General features: G+C 74.6%; 20 protein-coding genes and 1 pseudogene. 9 read left to right on the top strand and 12 right to left on the bottom strand.

All coding sequences use genetic code 11. From position 1 onward, the window contains the following. Positions 1-115 precede the first annotated feature (115 nt). Positions 116-418: a hypothetical protein gene (locus tag RM425_RS05865; protein ID WP_311344246.1), complete on the bottom strand. Its 303-nt coding sequence runs from the start codon at positions 416-418 to the stop codon at positions 116-118. Between the two features lie 195 nt (positions 419-613). Here RM425_RS05865 and RM425_RS05860 point away from each other — a divergent pair, with 195 nt between their 5' ends. Further along, positions 614-1606 (top strand): hypothetical protein, encoded by a 993-nt coding sequence (locus tag RM425_RS05860; protein ID WP_311344245.1) that lies wholly within the window; start codon positions 614-616, stop codon positions 1604-1606. Here RM425_RS05860 and RM425_RS05855 read toward each other — a convergent pair. Continuing rightward, positions 1575-2108, bottom strand: a pseudogene (locus tag RM425_RS05855) (UGSC family (seleno)protein). The gene RM425_RS05860 and the pseudogene RM425_RS05855 overlap by 32 nt on opposite strands. Continuing rightward, on the bottom strand, positions 2105-3502 hold the full coding sequence (locus RM425_RS05850; protein WP_311344244.1) for a thioredoxin family protein: 1398 nt from the start codon (positions 3500-3502) through the stop codon (positions 2105-2107). Before RM425_RS05850 ends, RM425_RS05855 begins: the two are co-directional and overlap by 4 nt. A gap of 183 nt (positions 3503-3685) precedes the next feature. Here RM425_RS05850 and RM425_RS05845 point away from each other — a divergent pair, with 183 nt between their 5' ends. From RM425_RS05845 to RM425_RS05835, 3 genes are all read left to right on the top strand, one after another. Further along, positions 3686-5155, top strand: coding sequence for a GGDEF domain-containing protein (locus RM425_RS05845; protein WP_311344243.1), 1470 nt, complete (start codon positions 3686-3688; stop codon positions 5153-5155). Between the two features lie 67 nt (positions 5156-5222). Then, on the top strand, positions 5223-5522 hold the full coding sequence (locus RM425_RS05840) for a hypothetical protein (protein WP_311344242.1): 300 nt from the start codon (positions 5223-5225) through the stop codon (positions 5520-5522). A gap of 73 nt (positions 5523-5595) precedes the next feature. Then, positions 5596-6027 carry a nitroreductase family deazaflavin-dependent oxidoreductase gene (locus RM425_RS05835; RefSeq protein WP_311344241.1) on the top strand — a complete coding sequence of 144 codons (432 nt, stop codon included), beginning with the start codon at positions 5596-5598 and terminating at the stop codon, positions 6025-6027. Here the strand turns inward: RM425_RS05835 and RM425_RS05830 are convergent. Then, the gene (locus RM425_RS05830) at positions 6024-8663 is read right to left on the bottom strand and encodes an ATP-binding SpoIIE family protein phosphatase (RefSeq protein ID WP_311344240.1); all 2640 of its coding nucleotides are present in this window, start codon (positions 8661-8663) and stop codon (positions 6024-6026) included. The two genes, RM425_RS05835 and RM425_RS05830, sit on opposite strands and share 4 nt — an antisense overlap. After that, a complete protein-coding gene (locus tag RM425_RS05825) occupies positions 8660-9823 on the bottom strand; it encodes an acyl-CoA dehydrogenase family protein (RefSeq protein WP_311344239.1) in 1164 nt (387 codons plus the stop codon). Before RM425_RS05825 ends, RM425_RS05830 begins: the two co-directional genes overlap by 4 nt. Positions 9824-10114: 291 nt before the next feature. Here RM425_RS05825 and RM425_RS05820 point away from each other — a divergent pair, with 291 nt between their 5' ends. Further along, positions 10115-11374: an HNH endonuclease gene (locus RM425_RS05820; RefSeq protein WP_311344238.1), complete on the top strand. Its 1260-nt coding sequence runs from the start codon at positions 10115-10117 to the stop codon at positions 11372-11374. Positions 11375-11565: 191 nt separating this feature from the next. Further along, positions 11566-11892 (top strand): nitroreductase/quinone reductase family protein, encoded by a 327-nt coding sequence (locus RM425_RS05815; protein ID WP_311344237.1) that lies wholly within the window; start codon positions 11566-11568, stop codon positions 11890-11892. On the opposite strand, the gene RM425_RS05810 is transcribed toward RM425_RS05815, so the two are convergent. Beyond that, complete coding sequence (locus RM425_RS05810) at positions 11871-13100, bottom strand: saccharopine dehydrogenase family protein (protein WP_311344236.1); 1230 nt, start codon at positions 13098-13100, stop codon at positions 11871-11873. The genes RM425_RS05815 and RM425_RS05810 overlap by 22 nt on opposite strands. A 71-nt stretch (positions 13101-13171) precedes the next feature. Between RM425_RS05810 and RM425_RS05805 the strand changes: the two genes are divergently transcribed. Continuing rightward, positions 13172-14701 carry an ATP-dependent DNA ligase gene (locus RM425_RS05805; RefSeq protein ID WP_311344235.1) on the top strand — a complete coding sequence of 510 codons (1530 nt, stop codon included), beginning with the start codon at positions 13172-13174 and terminating at the stop codon, positions 14699-14701. Between the two features lie 9 nt (positions 14702-14710). On the opposite strand, the gene RM425_RS05800 is transcribed toward RM425_RS05805, so the two are convergent. From RM425_RS05800 to RM425_RS05785, 4 genes are read right to left on the bottom strand one after another with little or no spacing between them, the layout of a single operon-like run. After that, positions 14711-15463 (bottom strand): PIG-L deacetylase family protein, encoded by a 753-nt coding sequence (locus RM425_RS05800; protein WP_311344234.1) that lies wholly within the window; start codon positions 15461-15463, stop codon positions 14711-14713. Further along, complete coding sequence (locus RM425_RS05795; RefSeq protein ID WP_311344233.1) at positions 15456-16025, bottom strand: GNAT family N-acetyltransferase; 570 nt, start codon at positions 16023-16025, stop codon at positions 15456-15458. The genes RM425_RS05800 and RM425_RS05795 overlap by 8 nt, the downstream gene beginning before the upstream one ends. A gap of 26 nt (positions 16026-16051) precedes the next feature. Further along, complete coding sequence (locus RM425_RS05790; RefSeq protein WP_311344232.1) at positions 16052-16858, bottom strand: alpha/beta hydrolase; 807 nt, start codon at positions 16856-16858, stop codon at positions 16052-16054. Beyond that, a complete protein-coding gene (locus tag RM425_RS05785) occupies positions 16855-17886 on the bottom strand; it encodes an LLM class flavin-dependent oxidoreductase (protein WP_311344231.1) in 1032 nt (343 codons plus the stop codon). Before RM425_RS05785 ends, RM425_RS05790 begins: the two co-directional genes overlap by 4 nt. Before the next feature lie 141 nt (positions 17887-18027). Between RM425_RS05785 and RM425_RS05780 the strand changes: the two genes are divergently transcribed. After that, positions 18028-19023: a YihY/virulence factor BrkB family protein gene (locus tag RM425_RS05780; RefSeq protein WP_311344230.1), complete on the top strand. Its 996-nt coding sequence runs from the start codon at positions 18028-18030 to the stop codon at positions 19021-19023. 5 nt (positions 19024-19028) lie between these two features. Here the strand turns inward: RM425_RS05780 and RM425_RS05775 are convergent, their stop codons facing one another. Beyond that, complete coding sequence (locus RM425_RS05775) at positions 19029-19760, bottom strand: dienelactone hydrolase family protein (RefSeq protein ID WP_311344229.1); 732 nt, start codon at positions 19758-19760, stop codon at positions 19029-19031. 23 nt (positions 19761-19783) lie between these two features. Further along, a complete protein-coding gene (locus RM425_RS05770) occupies positions 19784-20611 on the bottom strand; it encodes an acyl-CoA thioesterase (RefSeq protein WP_311344228.1) in 828 nt (275 codons plus the stop codon). Positions 20612-20738: 127 nt separating this feature from the next. Here RM425_RS05770 and RM425_RS05765 point away from each other — a divergent pair, with 127 nt between their 5' ends. Continuing rightward, on the top strand, positions 20739-21788 hold the full coding sequence (locus RM425_RS05765) for a zinc-binding dehydrogenase (RefSeq protein ID WP_311344227.1): 1050 nt from the start codon (positions 20739-20741) through the stop codon (positions 21786-21788). Positions 21789-21815: the final 27 nt, after the last annotated feature.

Raw genomic sequence — 21815 nt, 5'->3', positions numbered from 1 at the left:
GTTTTCGGACTGTAACGCAGGCCTCAGCGCGTGCGTGAGGGCCGATGCCGAGCCTGTGCACCGCGCCCAAGGACGACGCGCGCGGACCCGGCAGACCGCCGGGGGCGCCCCGGTCTCAGCGCCGGATCGGCGTCCCGGAGCGCCCGCCTGCCCCGTGCGGGGAACGGTCCCCGGGCGGCGCCGAGCGGGTGGCGGCCGGGTCGCTGTCGGCGATGCTCCCCGCGCGGGAGCGCGCATCGAGCCATGACCGCCACTCCGCGGACCGGCTGTCCGACGGGGTGCTCGCGCCGATCAGCAGGAAGCACACCGCGACGACGATGACGAGCCCCAGCAGGACCAGCAGGACGACCCAGCCGTGCAGCGGCGGCACCGTCAGGCTGCCCGGCGGCGGCGGCGGTGCGTTCGGATCGGGTCCCATGCCACGAGGGTGCCCGCCGCTCGGGGGGTCGGCAGCCGCTGCGGGGATCCCCTCACCCGCGCGGGCGAGACGTTGCGAGGACCGACCGGGTGAACCCTCCCCGTCCGGGTGATGCGACTGTCCGTGGTCGAGCGCGCACCTTCCGCTCGACCTAGCGTCGTTCCCGATACCGGTACTCCTGGGGAAGTGGGTGGGATGAGCGTCGAGCTGCATGCCGACAGCGGGGTGGACGGCGACACCGGCCTCCTCTCCCGTGCGGGCACGAACGAGCACATGCGTCCGGACGTGCCGGCCGGCCTGGACCGGGTGCTCGAGGCCGCACCGATGTTCCGCCGTGCGCTGGCCGGCTACGACCGCTTCGAGGTCGAGTCCTACGTCCAGTGGGCCGAGACCGAGCTGGCCACGGCCGAGCGCGAGCGCGAGCACCTGCTCGCCCGCCAGCTCGAGACCGGCGCCGCCCTCGACGAGGCCCGTGAACTGCTCGGGCACTCCGCGGGTGGGGGTGAGTTCCTCCAGCTCTCCCGGCACCTCGGTTCCATGCTCGCCGCCGCCGCGGACGAGGCCGAGGCCATCCGTGCGGAGGCCTACGCCGTCCGGCAGGACGCCACCGCGTTCGCGCAGGAGACCGGCACCGAGGCCCGTCGCGTGGCGGCCGACGCCGCCGACGCCGCGGTTCGGGTGCTCGCCCAGGCGCGGTCGGCCGCGGCGGAGAAGGTCGAGCACGCCCGTCGCACCCTCGCCGTCGCCGAGGAGACCCGGGAGCGGACCCGGGTCGAGCTGGAGGGCCGGGTCGCCGAGGTGCGCCGGCTGGAGCAGCGGGCCGCCGAGGAGGCAGAGCGGGTCCGCGAGAGGGCCGCCGACGAGGCGGCCGCGGCCCGGCTCCGGGCCCGCGACGAGGTGGTGCGGATGCTCGCCGTCGGCCGCGAGGAACGCCGCCGGGCCGACGCCGAGGCCACTGCGGCACGCGAGCGACTGGACCGGGACGCCGCGGCACGCACCGCTGCCCTCCTCGCGGACGTCACCGTCCTCGAGGAGCGACGCGGGGCCCTGCGCATGGAGGTCGAGCAGCTCGCCGCCGCCGTCCCGGCGGGCGCCACCCGGAGCCCGAGCCGGTCACTGCTCGGACGGCTCGGGTGGTCGCAGCGGTCGGCCCAGCTCAGGAACGGGGTGCCGCTCCTCCGGAGGTGACCGCGGCCACGACGGCGGGATAGGCGCCGTCGGCTGCCGCGCGCAGCTCCTCGTCGGTCCGGTCCTGCACCGGGTGCGGCAGCAGCACGAACGGTGCGGGGAACCCCAGCGCGGCGCCCTGCAGCCGGGCGGCGTCGGCGAACACCTCGCTGGCGAGGAAGGCCCCCACCACGCCACGGCGCTCGAGGTCGGCGATGTCGTGCACACTGCACGACGTGCACGAGCCCTAATCGGCCAGTGCCTCGATGACCACCTCGCATTGCTCGGCGATCTCGTGCCGCAGGTCGACCGGCGCCGTCCGGGCGAAGGTCGGCTTGCGGTAGCGGCGGACCACCGCCCCGTCGGCGGTGAGCAGCTCCTCGAGGCGGTCGAGGACGACGTCCCCGCGGGCCTTGCTGATGTCGAGCAGGCCCACGCTGCGACCGCGCAGCGACGCCGGGCGCTGCAGCAGCTCCCGCGCCGACGGCCGGCGCTCCCCCGTGGGGTCCAGGACGGTTCTCATGCGCGCACCTCTCTGGTCACGGGGGCGCTGCCGGTGGCACCGGACACCCACCCGCCGACGATCGCACTGAACAGACCGGCATCGCCGCCGGCGTGCACCACCAGCAGCCCGCCCGGCCGGAACTTGGGCAGCTGGGCCCCGGCCAGACCCTCGGGCACGCCTTCCGCGATGCCGGCCGCCCCGCGGAGGAGCTCGTCGGCGGACAGCGTGAGCAGGCCCTCGAGCTCGGCGAGCAGCCGGGCGCGGTCCCAGCCGGCCTCCCGGAACACCCGTCCGTGCTCCGGCGAGACGACGAGCATCGCGTCGAAGGCCATCGGCAGCTTGGGATGCCCGTTGACCCGCAGGCAGGCCGCGAACGTCCGGGCCAGGGACTCGGGCGTCCGGCTCAGCTGGTCGACGACGGGCTGCACGCCCGAGCCGGCGAAGAGGGTGACCGCATCGCCGGGGACGCCGCGGTCGGCCGCCAGCGGCGCGAACGGGCTCATCCCCTCCCGTTCGGCGAAGCAGGAGGTGAACTTGCCGGGGTTGCCGAGGGTGGCGCGGTCGATCTCGCCGGGGCGGCCGCCGCCCACGTTGCGGACGACGAGCTGCAGGGCCCGGCCGATGGTGGCGTTGGCGCGGTTGCCCTGCCCGAGGGCGTTGACCCCGCTGTTCATGCCGATCCGGGCCGCGACCGGGCCGTTCACCACGATCATCGGGCCGGAGAAGTACGTCGTGGCCAGCAGGCCGTGCAGGGCGAACTCCTCGGTGCAGGCCGCCTCCAGCGCCGCCAGCACGACCGGCAGGTGCTCGGGGAGGCAGCCGGCCATCACCGCGTTGACGGCCACCTTCTCGACCGTGCACTCGACGAGGTCGGGCGGCACGACGGCGACCACGTCGCCCGGGTCGCGGGTGGTGCCGCGCAGCATGCGCAGGACCCGCTCGGGCGTGGGCGGGACGACCGGCAGCCCGTCGGTCCAGCCCCGGTCGTACATCGCCTCGTGCTCGTCTTCGAGATCTGCGAGCTCCACCCGGCGGCTGCCGAGGCCGCTGCCGCCGTACCGCGCCTCCAGGGCGTCGATCCGGTCGGGGTCGACCGAGAGCGACCCGCAGCCGGGCCGGTGCTCGGGCAGGTCCGCGCCGAGGTCGCTGCGCCCGGTCAGGCCCTCCCACTGCTCACGGCTCCAGCCCACGACGCGGGCCGTCTCGGCGCCGTCCTCGATGCGCATCAGCGTCGGAACGGTCTCGATGCCGAGGCGGTAGGAGAGCTCGAGCGCGGTGTCGTCGCCGTCGAACCACCCGGCGTCGTCCTGGCACCACACCGCGGCACCCAGCTCGCGGAGCACCGGCTCGACGAGGACGCAGGTCGGGCAGTCGCGCTTCACCACGGCCACGAGACCGTCGGGAAGGCGCATCGTCGGACCGTAGCGGATGCGGTGGGGCCCCCGCGACCGGTTCCGGCAGCTGCGGCAGCAGGCGCCGGTGGTACCCCTCGGGGTGAGGCCTTCCCGCCTGCTCCACCCGCCCCTCAAGGTTCGCCGCCGGCCGCCGATGCAACGGCAACGGCCGGAGGAGGCATGGTGTCGAGCGGTGGGAACGTGAAGCGCGCAGGAGCGCGGCGGAGCTGGGGACCCCTGGTGGTGTCGGGGGCTCTCGTCGCGGTCATGGGCGTCCTGGGGCTCGTGTCCACGCAGAACGCCGGCGAGCTCGCCGTCGCCCAGCACCGGGAGGACCGGCTCGAGCAGGCCCGCGTCCTCGGGCACCTGAGCGCCCGGACGGCGGAGGACGGCTTCACCCAACTGACATCGGTCCTGTCGGTGCAGGCAGCGGCCGGCGTGCCCCCCTTCGTGGCCACCCGGGACGACGAAGCCGCGGTGGCCAGGGACGTCGCCCGCATCCGGGCGATCGTCGAAGGGTCGGCCGGCCTGATCGACCTCGGCGCCGTCGTGCTCGACGGGCGTGGTCAGCTCATCACCTCGTACTGGACGGCCGACCAGGGCGCCTCACCGGCCGACCCGGGCTTCGATCCGCTCGTCGCCGCGGTCACCGGGACCGATGCGGACGAGGTGCCGCTGTCCGGCATCGTCCGGGTGGGCGACGAGCCGGCCGTCGCCCTCGGCAGCCCCACGCGGCTGTCCGACGGCAGCACGGGCCTCTTCGTCTGCCTGTGGTCGGCTCGCGGCACGTCGCCGCAGTTCGCGCGGGACGGCGCGAACGAGGGCGAGAGCTGGCTCGTCGACGCCGCCGGGCTCGTCGTCGGTGCGCGGGACCCGCAGCTGATCGGCACCGAGCTGCCGTATCCACGTGCGCTGGCCGCCGCGCGGTCGGGCGGGAGCTCCGGCATCGTGGACACCGCCGAGGGCGGTACCGACTACGTCACCGCGTGGCAGCGCCTCGAGGGCACGACGTGGCTGTTCATGAACGTCCAGAGCAAGGACGGCTTCCAGGGCCACCTGGACCGGGCGAGGCTCCGGACCGAGGGCCTCGTCGTCGCACTGCTCCTCATCACCGGCACCGCGCTGGTGGTCATGAGCCGCCGCCGCGAGCGGGCCATGGCCGTCATCGCGACGACCGACGAGCTGACCCGGATCCACAACCGGCGCGGCTGGTTCGAGCTGGCCGAGCAGGAGCTGGCCCGGGCCGCCCGGGCCGGCGAGACCCGGCTGGCCGTCTTCATCGACCTGGACGGCCTGAAGCAGGTCAACGACGTCCTGGGGCACGAGGAGGGCGACCGCGCGATCGCGTCGGCCGCGGCGGTCCTGCGGGCGGCGTGCCGGTCGGGCGACGTGGTCGGCCGGCTCGGCGGCGACGAGTTCGTCGTCCTGTTCGGCGACGGCGCGGACGCGACGATGGCCCGGCAGCGACTGGACGCCGCACTCGAGGACTACAACGCCGGGTCCAGCGCCGCCTTCGAGCTGCGGTTCTCCATCGGGACCGAGCTGTGGGACCCGGAGGACCCCTGCTCGGTCGAGGACCTGGTCCGCCGGGCCGACGAGCGCATGTACGCCCACAAGCAGTCCCGCACGGACCGCTACGACAACCTGATCCGGGTCCCGGCGAAGGTGTAGCCCGGCCGGTCATCGGCGGGGCCGGTCCCGCTGGCGCGTGGTGGCCCTCGACCGGAACACTGGCCGGGTGAGCCCGCCGCCGTCCCCCGGTCCCGGCGCCCGCGGCATCGTCCGTCTGCTCAACACCGCGGGTGGTCGGCTCCTCGTGCTGGCCGGTGAGGTCGACGGCGCAGCGGTCGACGCCTTCCACCGCCGGTACGGACGGGAGCCGGCCCGGATCGACGGCATCGACGCCGGTTCGGTGACCTCTCTGTCCGCGGCGGGACTCGAACTGCTCCGGGACCACCTGCACACGGCGCCGTGGTCCGACCGCACGGTCGCGCTCCGGCGCACCCCGGAGGTCGACCGGCTGCTCGCCGGGCGCTGAGCGTGCCGATGGGCGCCGGCCGAGGCCGCGCCGACGCGTCGGCAGCCAGGTGCCGGTCTGGGAGACTGCAGGGATGGCGCTGCCCGGGGTGTACGAGCCCAGCACGGTGCCGTGGGTGCGCGAGGAGGTCGAGCACCTCGAGCGGACCGGCCAGGGCCTGCGCGGCCGCGCCGTCGTGCTGCTCACCACCGTGGGTGCGCGCAGCGGCAAGCTGCGGAAGACGCCGCTCATGCGGGTCACTCACGCCGGCGTCTACGCCGCGGTGGCCTCGACCCGGGGCGGCGACGCGCACCCGCACTGGTACGCCAACGCCCTGGCCCACCCACAGGTCGAGCTGCGCGACGGGGACCTGGTGCTCTCCCTCGTCGCGCGGGAGGCCACCGGTGCAGAGCGCGCACGGTGGTGGTCGCTGGCCTGCACCCGGTTCCCGTCCTACGTCGAGTACCAGCGGCGTACCGGTCGCCGCATCCCCGTCCTCCTGCTGGAACCGGCCCCAGCGACCTAGGACCGGGCAGCGTCCGATGGCTGGTCAGCCGGCAGCAGGTGCTTGGCGAGCCGAGCCCAGACGTGCTTGCGGTCACCGTCGACCTCGACACCGTGCGCCGAGGTGAGATCCGCGATGACGTAGAGCCCGTATCCCCCTTGCCCGGCGGGGCGGCTCACGGCCGGAGTCGGAAGCACGCTCCCGGCCGAGTCGGTGGCGACGACGACCCAGTGATCACCGGCTTCCCGGAGGTCGAGGCTGGCGGGCAGCGCGCCGTGGCGCAGCGCGTTCGAGGCCAGCTCGTCGATGACCAGGATCGACCGCTGCACCACCTCGTCGATGACGTCCTCGACCACCTCGCCCCCGGCCTGGAGCGACTCGGTCAGGAACGCCCGCACCGCACGGCGGACGGCCCCGAGCTGCCGCAGCGACGTCAGCTCCAGGACGGCTGACGGCACGAGGTCCGGCACCGCGCTCAACCGCCGCCAGGAGGTCCGGGCCGCGTCCACCGCGGCAGCGACCCGCCCCGTCGCCGGGCTCGCCCCATCGTCGCCGTCCACGACGGGGCCGACCGGCTCCGCGGACGACGAACGTGGCCGCACGGCCACCATGGCGACGTCGTCCTCCCCGGCGCGCGGGACCATGACCTCCAGGATCGCGTCGCAGAGCGTGGCGAGGTCCGCGGAGGCGTGCTGCTCGACGGTGGCCAGGAGTCTCCGCAGTCCTTGGTCGAGGTCCTCCCCTCGCCGCTCGATCAGTCCGTCGGTGTAGAAGAGCAGCGTCGAGCCGGCCGGCAGCGTCGTCTCCTCGGTCGTCCGCCGGGCCGAGGCGTCGACGCCCAGCAGGACGTCCGCCTTGCCGGTTCCCGGCTCGAGCAGGTGGGCCCGTCCGGTGGCGTCCAGCAGCACCGGTGGGGGGTGGCCTGCGTTCGACCACCGCATCCGGACGTCCCGGCCGTCCGCCGTGGGAGGCGAGAGCTGGGCCAGGACCGCGGTGGCCATGGTGTTGAGCTCCAGCCCCTGGATCGCCTCGTCCACCGAGGACAGCAGCCGGCTCGGGACGTCGGCGGAGCTGAAGCAGATACCACGCACCAGCCCGCGGATCTGACCCATCGCAGCTGCGGCACGGGTGTCGTGCCCCACCACGTCACCGATGACGAGGACGAGGTCGCCTCTGCGCTGGCGGAAGGCGTCGTACCAGTCGCCCCCGACCTGGGCCTGCTGGCCCGCAGCGACGTAGCGGACGGCGATGTCGGCGAAGGCGACGGTCGGCGGGTCGGTGAGCAGGCTCTGCTGCAGCTCCGTGGCCAGGTGGCGCTGCCCCGAGTACAGCCGCGCGTTGTCCAGCGCGATGCCCGCACGCCTGCCGATCTCGACCGCGAGGTCCCGGTCAGCGGCTGTGTACGGAGCACTGCCCGGGCTCCTCACCAGGAGCAGGGAGCCCAGCAGGCTCGTGCGGCCCGGGACGGGCACGGCGATCAGGCTCCTCGTGCCCAGCAGTCGTACGAGCGAGTGCAGGCCGGCGTCGGGCACCTGGGCGACGAGTTCCTCGGCGTCCACGTCTCGGAGCAGCACCGCCTCACCAGCGGCCGCCCGGCGACTGGGCTCGGTGCTCAGCCCCCTCCGGGACTTCAGCCGCTCCGCCTTGCCCACCACGGCATCGAGCGCGGGATCCCGGTGCCGGATCAGGACCCCGGCAGACTGGTCGTGGTCGTCCCGCAGGTGGATGCTGACCCAGTCGGCGAGCGCCGGCACCAGGGCGCCGGCCAGCCGGGACTGCGACTCCGCGAGGTCGAGGGACCCCATGAGCGACTCGGAGATCTGCCCCAGCAGGTCGACCTGCGCGGCCAGGCGGTCGCGTTCCCGCTCGACCCGCCGCTGCTCGGTCACGTCGATGGCGAGCAGCAGCACGACGGGGCGGTCCAGGTCGGTCTGGCTGCTCACCGCGCTGAGCTCCACCTCCAGCCGGTCGGCGACGCGCACGTGCAGCGGCGGTGCCGCGACCCGGTCGGCCGCGAGCGGGCCGTTCCCCGGCGGCGCGGAGGTCACGATCGACAGCGCGCCGGGAATGACGTCGTCCACCGACGTCCCGCGCATCGCCGCCTCCAGGCCGAAGAGGTCCTCGGCACGGCGGTTCCAGCCCAGCACCTCGCCGGCGCTGCCGGCGACGAGCACGGCCAGCGGCGCGTGCTCGAGGAGGGCTCCCATGGCGGTGACCCGCGACGGCGACGGAGCGTCCGCCGCGCCCACGCCGTGGACGACGGCCGCGAGGACGGCGCTGTGCCGGCGGCGTCCGATGCTGGCCGCGCGCAGCTCCTGGAAGCGGAGGAGCAGATCGTCGGTGCGGCCGGCGACGAGCAGGTCCAGCGGAACGCCGGGGGCGTAGGACACCTGGCGCCGGACGGTGACCGGATCCGGTGCCACGACGGCGACGCTCGCATCCGGCCACCGGCGATGGGCCCGCTGCACCATCGACACGGCCGCCGTGACCTGAGGCCCGATGACCACCAGGTCCACGGGCCCGCCGGCCGGACCCGGCGGCTCCGCGAGCTCGGACGGGTCGATCCGCTCGGCGCCCTCCAGCCCCTCGACCAGCGCGGCGTCCGCAGCCGAGAACCCGGCGAGGACGCAGCGCCCCGGGACACCCTCCCCGGTCACTCGCCCAGCAGCGGCAATCCGAGCGCCGCCCGCCCCGTCCAGGTGCGCAGGATGTCCGTGGTCGGGCTCATCACGTCGGCGGCGCGGGCATCTCGGAGATGCCGCTCCAGGGGCGACCGGTCCCGGTAGCCGATGCCTCCCACCAGCGTCATCGCCTCGTTCGTGACCTCCACGGCGCACCGGGCCACTTCTGCCTTCGCCGCGGTGAGCCCGGGAAGGGCCTTCGGCCCACCTGCGTCACCCTCCTCAGCGGCCCAGTAGACGAGCCGGCGGGTCCGCTCGACCTGCGCCCACAGCTCGCCGAGGCGGTGCTGGAGGATCGGCTCGGTGGCCAGCCGGCGCCCCGTGTGCGCGTGTGCCCGACGGCCCAGGTGTGCGGTCGCCTCGTCCAGCGATGCCTGTGCGACTCCGAGGTAGCTCCCGGCCATCGCCATGAGGAAGTAGGGCGCCACGACCTCGAACACGTACCAGATCTGGTCGCCCTCGGCGCCCAGGAGGTGGTCGGCCCCGACGCGGACGTCCTCCAGGAGGGCCCGCCTCGAGGAGTTGCCGCGCATGCCGATGCCCTCCCAGGCGTCGTGCCACGTCAATCCCTCGGCATCGTCCGGGACGAGCACGCAGGAGAACTCACCGACAGGCGCATCCGGGTCGGCGGCCACCGTGCTGACGACGTAGGAGTCGGCATGCGAGCCGTTGGTGACGAACGACTTCTCCCCGTCGATCCGCATGCCCGTGCCGGCCTGGGTCATCCGGGTCTGCGGCAGCCAGAAGGCTGCGCCGGTCCCCGGCTCGGACAGCGCCAGGGTCGTGAGGTGCTCCCCCGCGACGATGGCGTCGAGGAACTCTGCACGCTGCCGGTCGGTGGGCTTGGCCGCGATCACCGCGGTGCCCACGGAGTGCATGCCGAAGCACAGCGCGGTGGAGGCACACACCCTGCCGAGGGCCTCCCCGACCGCAGCGACGCCGCTCAGGCCGAGCCCGGTCCCGCCGAGTGACCGCGGGGCGGCGAGCCCGCCCAGCCCGGCGTCCTGCAGCGCGCGAAGCGGCTCGGCCGGCCAGACGCCGGAGTCGGTGCGGCCAACCAGCGGGCGTGCGACGGCCTCGGCGATCTCCGAGGCGCGTCGGGAGGCTTCCGCGACACTGACGGGGGGCGCGGTCACAACGCGAGACCTTAGGTGACGGGCTGCCCAGGGGCGGGATGCCTGCCTCGGACGCAGTCCGCCGGGGGCCGCGCCGGCGAGTGGCCAGTGCCGGCGAGTGGCCAGTGCCGGCTGTCGGTGCGTTCGTCGGGTCGGCGCCATCGCCGACGCCGCTGTCGGAGCCGCTGTCGGAGCCGGAGCCGGAGCCGGAGCCGGAGACACTCCCACCGAGAGGTCCCCGCGATCTGCAGACAGACGTCTGAGCTGGGGATTCGACTGGTACAGCGTGCTACCGGACGCTAAGATTCGTACATGTGTTCGACCGACTGTGCGACTCCGCTGGCGTGCCTGGCTGGTGCGCTGGAGGCGCTGGCCGGGCAGGACCTGAAGTCGTCGTTCGGGCCGGCGATGCTCGAGCGCACCGGGTCGCTGGTGGTGGCGCGGAACCGGCTGGACGCCGAGCTGGCGCGCACCGTGCGCGAGGGTGAGTTGACCCAGGCGCCGGAGCACGACGGCAAGGCCTCGATGGCCTCCTGGCTGCGCGGGCACCACCGGCTCTCCCAGGCCGAGTCGAACCGGCTGGTGCGCGCCGGGCGGGCGCTGGAGCAGCTACCGGTGCTGGCCGCCGCAGCCGCCGCGGGTGCGGTCTCGGCGGAGGCGGTGAACGCGATCGCGCCGATCGCCGCCCCGGACACGCTCGCCGCCGCCGACGCGCAGTGCGTCGACGTCGCCGAGATCGACGCGGCCCTGACCCGGGCGGCGATGACAGCGCCGCACGCCGACCTGCGCCAGGCCGTGGGGCACTACCTTGACCGCCTCGACCCCGACGGCCCCGAACCCGACCCCACCGAGCAGCGGTCGCTGACGATCACCCGGCACACCGACGGGTCGGTGTCCTTCCACGGAACCCTCGATGCCGTGGGCGGGGAGAAGTTCCACGCCGCGGTCGAATCGATCCGACAGGCCAACCGCCCCGCCGGGGACACCCGCACCCGCACCCAGCAGGGCGGCGACGCCCTGGTCCAACTGGCCGACAACGCGCTCGCCTCCGGGGATCTGCCGACGATGCGGACGGTGAAGCCGCATGTCGCGGTCGTCATCGACCTGGACGACCTGGTCGACCCGCACCCGGGCGCCGGTGCCGGGCGCACCGGGTTCGGGGCGCTGATCTCCGCGGCCCGCGCGCGCTGGCTGGCCTGTGACAGCGTCGTCAGCCGCGTGGTGATGGGCCCCGACGGGCAGCTGCTGGACCTCGGCCGCACCCACCGCGTCGTGCCCCCGCACCTCCGCCGCGCGGTGGAGATCCGCGACCGCACCTGCGTGTTCACCGGGTGCGACGCCCCCAGCCACTGGTGCGACGTCCATCACGCGCTCGAGTGGCTCGCCCATGACGGCGACACCTCGCTGGAGAACTCAGCGCTGCTGTGCGAAAGGCACCACACCAAGGTCCACCACGGGTTCCGGGTGGAGCGACAACCCGACGGGCGATGGCGCACCTGGCGCCCCGATGGCACCGAGATCCTGATCTTCCCCAGCACGGCCCACGGTCAGGTCCTCGCACGCTCAGGCTGAGCCGTAGGGAACGCGAGCTCGCCGGTAGGTGCCCGTGCCTCACCGGACTCCTCGCCTGACCGGTAGAGCAACTCGTCTCGCTGCAGCAGCCGCCTGCCTGACGCTCACCCGTGCCCGGCCGTGCCGGTCGTCGCCGCACGATGCCGTGCCGACGCGTCCGCAGCCGGCCGCAGGTCTGGGAGACTGCAGGGGTGGCACTGCTCGGGGAGGACGAACCCAGCACGGTGCCGTGGATGCGCGAGGAGGTCGAGCACCTCCAGCGGACCGGCCAGGGCCTGCGCGGCCGCCGCGCCGTCGTCCTGCTCACCACCGTGGGTGCGCGCAGCGGCAAGTTGCGGAAGACGCCGCTGATGCGCGTCTCGGGCGGCGCCGCCCCGGAGGGGCGACGCCGCATGCGCCTCGCCGCCGGACCGACCGGCTCCGACAAAAGCGCGCGAGCCGTTCCTGGCCGGACCTGCCGGAATTCCGTCCGCTGCCTGGGAACCTCCAGTGCTGCTCAGACGGCCGTGACCTCGTAGGTGTGCCCGGCGGCGCGCAGCCGCTCGACGAGGACGTCGCCGAACGCGGTGGCGGGCGTGAGCGAGCCGGCGCGGTCGGGCAGCCGGTCGCCGTCCAGGACCAGGGCGAGCGCGGACTCGCCCAGCATCACCGCGGTCGCGGCGTAGCCCGGGTCGCCCTTGCCGGCGGCGACGGCGGTGTAGCGGCGACCGCTCTCGGTCGTCGCCTCGACGTCCATGCGGAACCACCCCTTCTCCCGCACCTCCTCGCTGGGTCCGGTCCCCGGCGCGGGCAGCACGCGGTCGAGCAACCCGCGGGTGGGCCCGAAGCTCATGGCGGACACCGCGCCGACCAGGCCGGCGGTGACGATCGCCGCCGTCACGGCCCCGCGCGGCCCGCTGCCCGCGCCCATGGCCTCGCCGTAGCTGAACTCCCGGCCGTAGGCCCAGTCCTGCAGCGCGTTGCTGCGCCGGACGATGCGGGTGTTGAACGACGCCATCACGAACGCGGCGGTCCACCGCCCGTCCGACGAGCGCTCGGGCATCCCGGCGTCGCGCGGCTGCCGGGTCTCCGGCTCGGCCGCCCGATCCGGGCTCAGGGCGTACGGGTCGCTGACGACGCGGCGCCGCGACGGGTCCTCCTTCAGCGCCTCGATCTGCGCGCGCATCGAGTCGATCGTGCCGCCGCTGAAGCCGCCGCGGAGGGTCGCCACCAGTTGCACGTCGCGGAGCCCTCCGGCACCGTCCGCGCGGGCCTGATCGGCGAGGAGGAACGCGCTCAGGTCCGAGGGGATCGAGTCGTAGCCGCAGGCGTGCACGATGCGGGCGCCGGTGCCGCGCGCGACGTCGTCCACCCGGTCGATCGCGTTCCGCACGAACAGCACCTCACCGGTGAGGTCGGCGTAGTGGGTGCCGGCCGCGGCGCACGCCTCGACCAGCGGCATGCCGTAGCGGGCGTAGGGGCCGACGGTGGTGACGACGACGCGGGTGCCGCGGGCCAGCTCTGCCATCGAGGCCGGGTCGGACGCGTCGGCCTCGATCAGCGGCCACCCCGCAGCCGCCGCCGGCAGGGCCGCCCGGGCGTCCTCCAGGCGCGCACGCGACCGCCCGGCGAGGGCGATGCGCACGCCCGCGGGGGCGTGCTCGGCGAGGTAGGCGGCGAGCAGCTTCCCCACGAAGCCGGTCGCCCCGAAGACGACGAGGTCGAGGTCGCGTGCGCTGTCGGTCATGCACGCATGCTTACCGGGCCGGACGCCGTCCGCGCACGCCGGCCGTCGGTAGCGGCTGCCACGATGGACCCGTGCTCCTCGCCGAGGTCGTCGCCGCGTCCGCCCAGGTCGCCGCCACCCGGTCGCGCACCGCCAAGGCCGCCGCCATCGCGGACCTGCTGCGCCGGGCCGGCGCCGAGGAGGTCCAGCCGGTCACCGCCTGGCTGTCGGGCGACACCGGCCAGGGCCGGCTGGGCGTGGGCTGGCGCACGCTCGCGCCGCGGACGGGCGCGCCCGCGGCGGAGCCCTCGCTGACCGTCGACGCGGTGGTCGTGGCGCTCACCGAGCTGGCGACGACGTCGGGTCCGGGGTCGACAGCGCGCCGCGACGCCGTCCTGACCGGGCTGTTCTCGGCCGCGACCGAGGAGGAGCACCGCTTCCTCGTCGCCCTTCTCACCGGCGAGCTCCGCCAGGGGGCGCTGGAAGGCGTGGTGCTCGACGCCGTCGCCGCGGCAGCCGACGTCCCATCGGGCTCGGTGCGCCGGGCCTTCATGCTCTCGGGCCGGCTGCCCGAGACCGCCGCCACGGCGCTGTCCGGTGGCACCGCGGCGCTGGACGCGGCGAGGCTGCAGGTGGGGCGGCCGGTGCGGCCCATGCTGGCCGGCCCCGGCTCGTCGCTGGACGGAGCGCTGGCCGACCTCGGCAGCGACGTCACGGTCGAGTTCAAGCTCGACGGTGCCCGCATCCAGGTGCACCGGGACGGCGACGACGTGCGCGTCTGGACCCGGACCCTGCGCGAGATCACCGACGGCGTCCCCGAGCTGGTCACGCTGGTGCGGTCGCTCCCCTGCCGCAGCGCCGTCCTGGACGGCGAGACGCTAGCGCTGGACGACGACGGCCGGCCGCGCGCCTTCCAGGACAGGATGAGCCGGTTCGGCAGCGACGCGGCGGACGAGGGCGTCCTGCTCAGCCCCTTCTTCTTCGACCTCCTGCACCTCGACGGGCGCGACCTGCTCGACGAGCCGCTGCGGGTGCGCCTCGACGCCCTGGCGGAGCTGCTCGCCGGCGACGCGCACGCCCCGCTGCGGATGCCCGGCGTCCGCCGGCCCGACCCCGGGCAGGCCGCGCGGGTGCTGGACGACGCGCTGGCCGGTGGGCACGAGGGCGTCGTGGTCAAGGCGCTGGACGCCCCCTACGCGGCGGGCCGGCGCGGCAGGGCGTGGCAGAAGGTCAAGCCGGTGCACACCCTCGACCTGGTCGTCCTCGGCGCCGAGTGGGGCTACGGCCGCCGCACCGGGTCGCTGTCGAACATCCACCTCGGCGCCCGCGACGCCGACGGCGGCGAGCCGGTCATGGTGGGCAAGACGTTCAAGGGGATGACCGACGAACTGCTGGCGTGGCAGACGGCGACCTTCCCGGAGCTGGCCCGGGAGCGCCCGGACTGGGGCGTCCTGCTGCGACCCGAGCTCGTCGTCGAGATCGCCGTGGACGGCGCGCAGCGCAGCACGCGCTACCCCGGTGGTGTCGCCCTGCGGTTCGCCCGCGTGCTGCGCTACCGGCCGGACAAGACCCCCGCCGAGGCGGACACCATCGACGTGGTCCGCGCCCTGCTCGCGTCCTGACCTCGCGCGCTACCGCACGATCTCGGCCGTCGCCGCCGGGCCCGGAGTGCACCGGATGAACCACTCCGTGGCGAGCATCGAGCCGCGGGTCTCCGGAGGCAGCGCGGCGACCAGCCCGGGCACGGCGCCTCTGGCCACCTCGCTCCGGTGCGCCAGGATCGCCGCGATCTTCGCCTCCAGCCAGGGGGTGACGTCGAGGCGTTCGGTGATCTGCTCGTCCGGAACGCTGTAGACGGCCCGTCGGGCGCCGATGAGCTCGCGCAGCGCCGGCACGACGGAGTCCGGGTGGGTGGCCAGGTACAGGGCGCTCGGCTCCCACGGCGCGCCGGCGTCCGGGTACAGCTGCTCGAGCCCGGCCGCCTGGGCGGCGAGCACGGTGGCCCGGTACGTGAGCAGGTGGTCCGCGTGGCCGGTCATCCCGCCGTAGGCGTCGTGGGTCACCACGATGTCGGGCCGGAACTCCCGGATGTGCGCCACCAGCCGCCGGACGACGTCGTCCAGGGGCGCGTCGAGGAGGCGGGGGCTCCCCGGCGCGGACTCGGGGACTAGCGCGTCGGCGTAGCCGAGCAGGCGCGGGTCCCCAGCGCCGAGGATCCGGAGCGCCTCGGCCAGTTCCGGCGCGCGCACCGAGTCCTCGGCCCAGGTGGCCGTGACCACCGCGGTCCGCGCGCCGGCAGCGGAGGCCCGGGCCAGCAGTCCGCCGGCGGAGAGGGACTCGTCGTCCGGATGCGCGAAGACGGCGAGCACGCTGGGTTCAGCCATGGGCACCACCTTGCTGGATGTGTCCGGCTGCGGCGTCCTGACCCGTCAGCGCACGGTCGGGACCGGCGCTGACGTAGAAGTCGAGGGGACCCGTGTCGTCGGTGTCCTGCCGCGCCCAGCGGTACCCGATGGACTGCGCGAGCCGGCTCGATGCTCCGTTCGACGGGCGGATCGTCGCCCACACGCGCCGGTGCCCGGCCTCGTGCGCCGCGTCGGTGACCCGCCGGGCCGCCTCGCGGGCGATGCCTCGCCCGCGGTGGCGTTCGTCCAGCTCGTAGCCGATCTCCGGTTCGTCACCGCACCGGTTGCCGGTGAAGACACCGCAGCTGCCGAGGAGGGCGCCGCCCTCCGGTGCCCGGATGCCGTACCAGGCCAGCCCCTGCGCGCGATGCCGCTCCACCCTCCGCTCGAGCCAGGTCAGGGTGTCCGCGGGGTCGTGCACCGGCCCGCCGCCGACCGTGCGGCCCGGGCGCGAGAAGAGCGCGTGCACCGCATCGAGGTCATCGGGGCACAGGAGCCGCAGGACGAGCCGCTCGGTGCTGAGCGACTCCGGCATCCCCATGCCGGCACGCTAGGCCAGGCCCGGAGTTACCGGCGCAGCGCGTTCCGGATGAAGGCGACGACGTCGGCGAGGACCTCGTCGCGGTTGGTCTCGTTGAAGATCTCGTGCTGTGCGCCGGGGTAGATCTTCTCGACGTAGTGCTCCCCCCGCAGGTGCTCCACGCCGCTGCGGCTGCCGGCCATCGGCACGAGGCGGTCGCCCTCGCCGTGGGCCCACATCAGCGGCAGCGCACCCAGCGACGGGCCGTCCTGCACCCTCAACAGCGCCCGGGCGATCGCCTCGATGGTCGGGCGCTGGAACGGCCCGTGCCAGACCAGCGGGTCGGCCTCGTAGGCCCGGCCCACCTCGGGGTCCCGGGACAGCGTCGTGCTGTCCAGCGGGGTGTCGGGCATCTCCGGCAGGTCCAGCAACGCGGCCCCGCCCCACTCGCCGACCAGCGGTCCGGAGAGCACCACCGCGGCCAGCGAGCCCCCGTGGCGCTGCGCGTAGCGCGCCGCGATCAGCCCGCCCATCGAGTGCCCGATCAGCACCACCGGCAGGCCGGGGTGCTGCGCCCGGGCCTGCTCGTCGACGGCGTGCAGGTCGTCGACGACCCGCTCGAAGTCGGCGACGACCACCCGGTCGCCCTCGCTCTTCCCGTGTCCGACGTGGTCGACGGCGGTCACGACGGCGCCGGCGTCGACCAGGGCCGCGGCCACGTGCTCGTACCGCCCGGTGTGCTCGCCGTACCCGTGCGCCAGCAGGACCACGTGGCTGGGCGACCCACCCGTCCAGGTCCGGCCGGCCAGCCGCCCCGCGTGCCCGTCGAGCGTCCACTCCCGCGCCGCGGTCATGCCGACGCCGCCACGCGCGGGGCGGCCTCGGTGCCCAGCAGCTCGATGCCGCGCAGCAGGTCGTCGTGCGCCAGCCGCGGATTGGTCATCTGCAGCGAGATGCGGTCCACGCCGCCCAGCTGCCCCGAGATCCGGACCAGCTTCTCCGCCACCGTGTCGGGATCACCCATGAAGAACGCTCCGTCCGGTCCACTCGTCGCATCGAACTGCGCGCGGCTCGGCGGGGAGAACCCGCGCTCGCGCGACACCTTCTCGAACATCTCGTGCCAGCCGGGGTAGATGGTGTCGGCCGCCGCCTGCGTGCTCTCCGCGACGAAGCCGAAGACGTGCAACCCCACCTGCAGCGTCTCCGGCGAGTGCCCGGCCTGCGCGCCGGCACGGCGGTAGAGGTCGACCAGCGGCGCGAACTGGCGGGGCTGCCCGCCGATGATCGCCACCATCAGCGGCAGGCCGAGCAGGCCCGCGCGCACGAAGGACTCCGGGGTGCCACCGACACCCACCCAGATCGGCAGCGGGTCCTGCAGCGGCCGGGGGTAGACGCCCTGGCCCGTCAGCGGCGGGCGGTGCCGGCCCGACCAGGTGACGTGCTCGGACTCGCGGATCCGCAGCAGCAGGTCAAGCTTCTCGGCGAACAGCTCGTCGTAGTCGGCCAGGCTCAGCCCGAACAGCGGGAACGCCTCGGTGAAGGACCCGCGGCCGACGACGAGGTCGATGCGCCCCTTGGAGATCAGGTCCAGCGTGGCGAACTGCTGGAAGACGCGCACCGGGTCGGCGGCGCTCAGCACGGCCACCGCGCTGCCCAGGCGGATGCGGGAGGTGCGCGCGGCGGCCGCGGCCAGGATCACCGGCGGAGCCGAGTCGTAGTACTCGCTGCGGTGGTGCTCGCCGATGCCGAACGAGTAGAGCCCCACCCGGTCCGCCAGCTCGATCTCCTCGAGCAGGTGCTCCATCCGCTCCTCGGCCCCGATGAGGCGGCCCGAGGCCGGATCGGTCACCGCCGAGACGAAGCTGTCGACGCCGAGGTGCATGGACCGTCCCTCCGGAGGCTCTCCCGCGGCGGGCCCGGCGCGGGAACGGGTCCAGTCAAGCAGGGACCGCAGATGCCGGCCGACCGCGAGCCGGGCCGCCCGCTCGGCGTGGCAGCGCAGCCGGGCGGGCAGTAAGGAGGCATGGCGGGAGCGTTGCCGGCACGGGCCGGCCCGAGAGGTGTCGCACGCGGTCACGGGCACGACGCGCGTGCCCCGCACCGGATCCCGCCGCGGGGCTGGCTCCAGGTGCTGCACCGGGCCGCGAGGCACGTCCTCGACGACCGCCTCATGGCGCTGGCCGCGGCCGTCTCCTTCTTCGCGATCCTGTCCATCGCCCCGCTGATGGTGACGGCGCTGTCGGTCTACGGGGCGCTCAACTCCCCCGAGCAGGCGCTCGACCAGCTGTCGTCGGTCGCCGAGGTGCTGCCGCCCGAGCTCGAACCGCTCGTCGCCGAGCAGCTGACCACCATCACGACGGCGTCGGCGCAGGTGCTCACCTGGCGCGGGGTCACCGGGCTGCTGGCCGCGCTCGTCACCGCCACCACCGCCGCCACCTACCTGATCGACGCGCTGACGCTGGCCTACTCCGAGACCGAGACACGGGGCTTCCTCCGCCGGACCGGGCTGGCCGTCACGTTCGTGCTCGGCGGCGCGCTGGTCCTCGGCGCGCTCATCGCCGGCGGCGGTGCCCTGTCCCGGCAGCTGGGCCGCCTGCCCGATCCGGTGCGCCCGCTCGCGCCCGCGCTGATGTGGCTGACCCTGGCGCTGCTGCTGGCGCTGCTCCTGGCCGTCCTCTACCGCGTCGCTCCCGACCGCACCCAGGCGCGCTGGCGCTGGATCAGCGTCGGTGCCGCGGTCGCCACCGGGTTGTGGCTGGCCACGTCGGTCGCCCTGTTCGCCTACGTGCAGGGCCTGGGCTCCTACGAGACCACCTACGGCTCGCTCGGCGGGGTCGCCATCAGCATGTTCTGGCTGTGGCTGAGCGTCTTCCTCGTCATCGTCGGCGCCACGGTGAACGCCGAGAGCGAGCGCCAGACCGCCCAGGACTCCACCGTGGGGCCCGACCGCCCGCCCGGTGAGCGCGGCGCCGTCGTCGCCGACAGCATGCCGCCCCTCCGCGACGACGCGACCGGCTAGGCCGGCTAGGCCGGTGACGCCGGCTGCCCGGCCCGCAGGTGCTCGCCGAAGAACCGCAGGATCCGCGCCCACGCGTCCTCGGCGGAGGGGTGGTGGTAGTCGAAGCCGGTCACCTTCTCCAGCACGCCGAAGGGGCCCAGGTCGTGCCGGTTCATGAAGGAGTGACCGGCGTCCGGGTACTCCTTCACGTCGTGGTCCACCCCGAGCCGGGTGAGCACGCCCTCCAGCTGGTCCGCGGCGCCCCGGAACATCCGGTCCCGCTTGCCGTAGCTGGCCACCACCGGGCAGGCCCCTTGGAGGACCTGTTCGGCGTTCTTCGGCAGGGCGCCGTAGTTGGGAGCGGCAGCGTCGAAGCCCCGGGTGGCGGCCAGCAGCGCGAAGCCGCCGCCCATGCAGAAGCCGAGGACGCCGACCCGCCCGGTGCTGTCGGGCCGCTCGATCAGCCACCGGCGGGCCGCCTCCAGGTCACCGAAGGCCGCCCCCTGCCCCTGCAGCATGGCGCGGAAGGTCGAGCGCAGGCACCGGAGCGCCCCACCGGCGGTGAAGAGGTCGGGCGCCACCGCGAGGTAGCCGGCGGCGGCCAGCCGGTCGGCCTGCTGCCGGGTGTCGTCGTTGAGCCCGAGCGCCTCGTGCACGACGACGACCGCCGGCCAGGGGCCTTCCCCCGTCGGCGGTACGGCGAGGTACGCCCGCAGCTCCGGTGCGCTCTCGGCGCCGGGGATCGAGATGTCGGGCACGAGGCCTCCTGGAGGCGCGGTGGTCAGCTGCCCGGACGGAAGGGGTTCTTGCCCGCCCGGAAGAGCGTCTCCTGCGTGAAACTGGCGGCGAGCGTGCCGCCGGCGGTGAAGATCGCACCGGTGTACCAGCCGCGTCCACCCGAGACCGTGCCCGGCGCCATGTCCATGAGCACCCACTCGTCCAGCGGCGCGTGCCGGTGGAACCACACCGCGTGATCGAGGGTGGGCCCTGGGCTCGCTTCGTCCTGCGGCATGTTGGCCAGGCCGGTGCCGATGTCGGACAGGTACGTGAGCACGCAGGCGTGCACGAGGTGGTCCTCGGGCAGCGGCACCGTCGTCCGCGCCCAGAAGCGGGTCGGCAGCCGCCAGCCCGGGTCCGCCTGGCCGGGCCGGCGGCTCTCCATGGTGAACAGCCGCGGCATGCCGTAGCTCTTCAGCCCGTCGGGCCCGTCGACGTCGGCCATCTCCTGGACCGGGATGTCCGGCCCCACGCCCCCTGCGTGGAAGGAGGCCGCCATGCTGAAGATGACCTCGCCCCCCTGCACCGCGACCACCCGCCGGGCGGAGAACGAGCCGCCGTCGCGGTCCCGCTCGACCCGGAAGATCGTCGGCCGGGCGGCGTCGCCGCTGCGCAGGAAGTAGCCGTGCAGCGAGTGCGGCAGGCGCCCCTCCCCGACGGTCAGCCCGGCGGCCAGCAGCGCCTGGGCGGCGACCTGACCGCCGTAGAGCGGGAACGGGTCGGCGAAGACCAGCGTGCTCCGGTAGAGATCGCGGTCGATCTCCTCGAGGTCGAGGACGTCGAGGACCGACGGCTCGGACTCTGCTGGGTCGGCCCCGGGCTCGCGCTGCACTGGTTCTCCCTGGTCGGTGTCGGATCGCCGCCGCGACGATACGGTCGCCGGAGTGCGACCGACGTCACCGGCTCGGTGGACGTACCCGGACGATCCGGCGGTCCCCGCCGACAGGAGGCAGTGCTCCATGACCGGAACGATGCGCGCGCAGCGGTTCTACAAGGCCACGGGCCAGTGGGCGGTCGAGGATGTCCCGATCCCCGAGCCCGGTCCGGGCCAGGTCCTGATCAAGGTCGCCTACTGCGGCATCTGCCACTCCGACCTCAGCCTGATCGACGGCGTGTTCGGCGGCCTGGGCACCCCCGACGTCATCACTCAGGGGCACGAGGCCTCCGGCACGATCGCCGCCCTCGGCGAAGGCGTGACCGGCTGGTCGGTCGGTGACCGCGTCATCCCCGCCGCCGGGCGCCCGTGCGGCACGTGCGCGAACTGCCTGCGCGGACCGATCGGCCAGTGCCTGAACATCCAGCTGATGGCCTTCGCCTACGACGGCGCCTGGGCCGAGTACACCGTCGCCGGCGCCTTCGGCCTCACCCAGGTGCCCGACGGCGTGCCCATGGACCAGGCCGCGATCCTGGCCGACGCGGTGTCCACCCCCTTCGGTGCGGTCGTGCACACCGGGCAGGTGCGCATCGGCGAGGCGGTCGGCGTCTGGGGCGTGGGCGGGGTGGGCACGCACATCGTGCAGCTGGCCCGGCTGGTGGGCGCCAACCCGATCATCGCCCTCGACCTCGAGGAGCCCGTCCGCGAGCGTGCCCTGGAGATCGGGGCCGACTTCGCCTTCGACTCCCGGGACCCGGACCTCGCCGCGAAGATCGCCGAGGCGACGAAGGGCCGCATGCTCGACGTCGCCTTCGACGCCGTGGGCGTGAAGGCGACCTTCGAGCAGGGGCTGGCGATGCTGGCCAACGGTGGCCGGGTCGTGGTCGTCGGGCTCAGCGGCGAGGAGGTGAGCGTCGGGAACACGCTCGGCTTCGGCCTCTCGCGGAAGCAGGCACTGGGCCACCTCGGCTACCAGGGCACCGACATCGCGATCCTCGCGGAGCTGGTGGCCAGCGGCCGGCTCGACCTCTCCCGCTCGATCAGCGGCGTGGTCTCCCTGGAGGACGTCGGCGAGGGCATCCGCCGGCTGCACGAGCGCGACGGCAACCCCATCCGGATCCTGGTCCAGCCCTGAGGACCCGCGGACACGGCAGGAGGCCGG

The sequence above is a fragment of the Blastococcus goldschmidtiae genome (genome assembly GCF_031845325.1).
GTDB classification, from domain to species: Bacteria; Actinomycetota; Actinomycetes; order Mycobacteriales; family Geodermatophilaceae; genus Blastococcus; species Blastococcus goldschmidtiae.
The sequence above is the reverse complement of the archived record's forward strand: the minus strand, read 5'-3'. Positions and strand labels throughout refer to the sequence as shown.

Bases quoted from the DNA above. Each gene is read 5' to 3' on its own strand.
- RM425_RS05865 (WP_311344246.1), bottom strand. From the start codon at position 418: ATGGGACCCGATCCGAACGCACCGCCGCCGCCGCCGGGCAGCCTGACG.
- RM425_RS05860 (WP_311344245.1), top strand. From the start codon at position 614: ATGAGCGTCGAGCTGCATGCCGACAGCGGGGTGGACGGCGACACCGGC.
- RM425_RS05850 (WP_311344244.1), bottom strand. From the start codon at position 3,502: ATGCGCCTTCCCGACGGTCTCGTGGCCGTGGTGAAGCGCGACTGCCCG.
- RM425_RS05835 (WP_311344241.1), top strand. From the start codon at position 5,596: ATGGCGCTGCCCGGGGTGTACGAGCCCAGCACGGTGCCGTGGGTGCGC.
- RM425_RS05820 (WP_311344238.1), top strand. From the start codon at position 10,115: ATGTGTTCGACCGACTGTGCGACTCCGCTGGCGTGCCTGGCTGGTGCG.
- RM425_RS05810 (WP_311344236.1), bottom strand. From the start codon at position 13,100: ATGACCGACAGCGCACGCGACCTCGACCTCGTCGTCTTCGGGGCGACC.
- RM425_RS05800 (WP_311344234.1), bottom strand. From the start codon at position 15,463: ATGGCTGAACCCAGCGTGCTCGCCGTCTTCGCGCATCCGGACGACGAG.
- RM425_RS05795 (WP_311344233.1), bottom strand. From the start codon at position 16,025: ATGGGGATGCCGGAGTCGCTCAGCACCGAGCGGCTCGTCCTGCGGCTC.
- RM425_RS05790 (WP_311344232.1), bottom strand. From the start codon at position 16,858: ATGACCGCGGCGCGGGAGTGGACGCTCGACGGGCACGCGGGGCGGCTG.
- RM425_RS05785 (WP_311344231.1), bottom strand. From the start codon at position 17,886: ATGCACCTCGGCGTCGACAGCTTCGTCTCGGCGGTGACCGATCCGGCC.
- RM425_RS05780 (WP_311344230.1), top strand. From the start codon at position 18,028: ATGGCGGGAGCGTTGCCGGCACGGGCCGGCCCGAGAGGTGTCGCACGC.
- RM425_RS05765 (WP_311344227.1), top strand. From the start codon at position 20,739: ATGACCGGAACGATGCGCGCGCAGCGGTTCTACAAGGCCACGGGCCAG.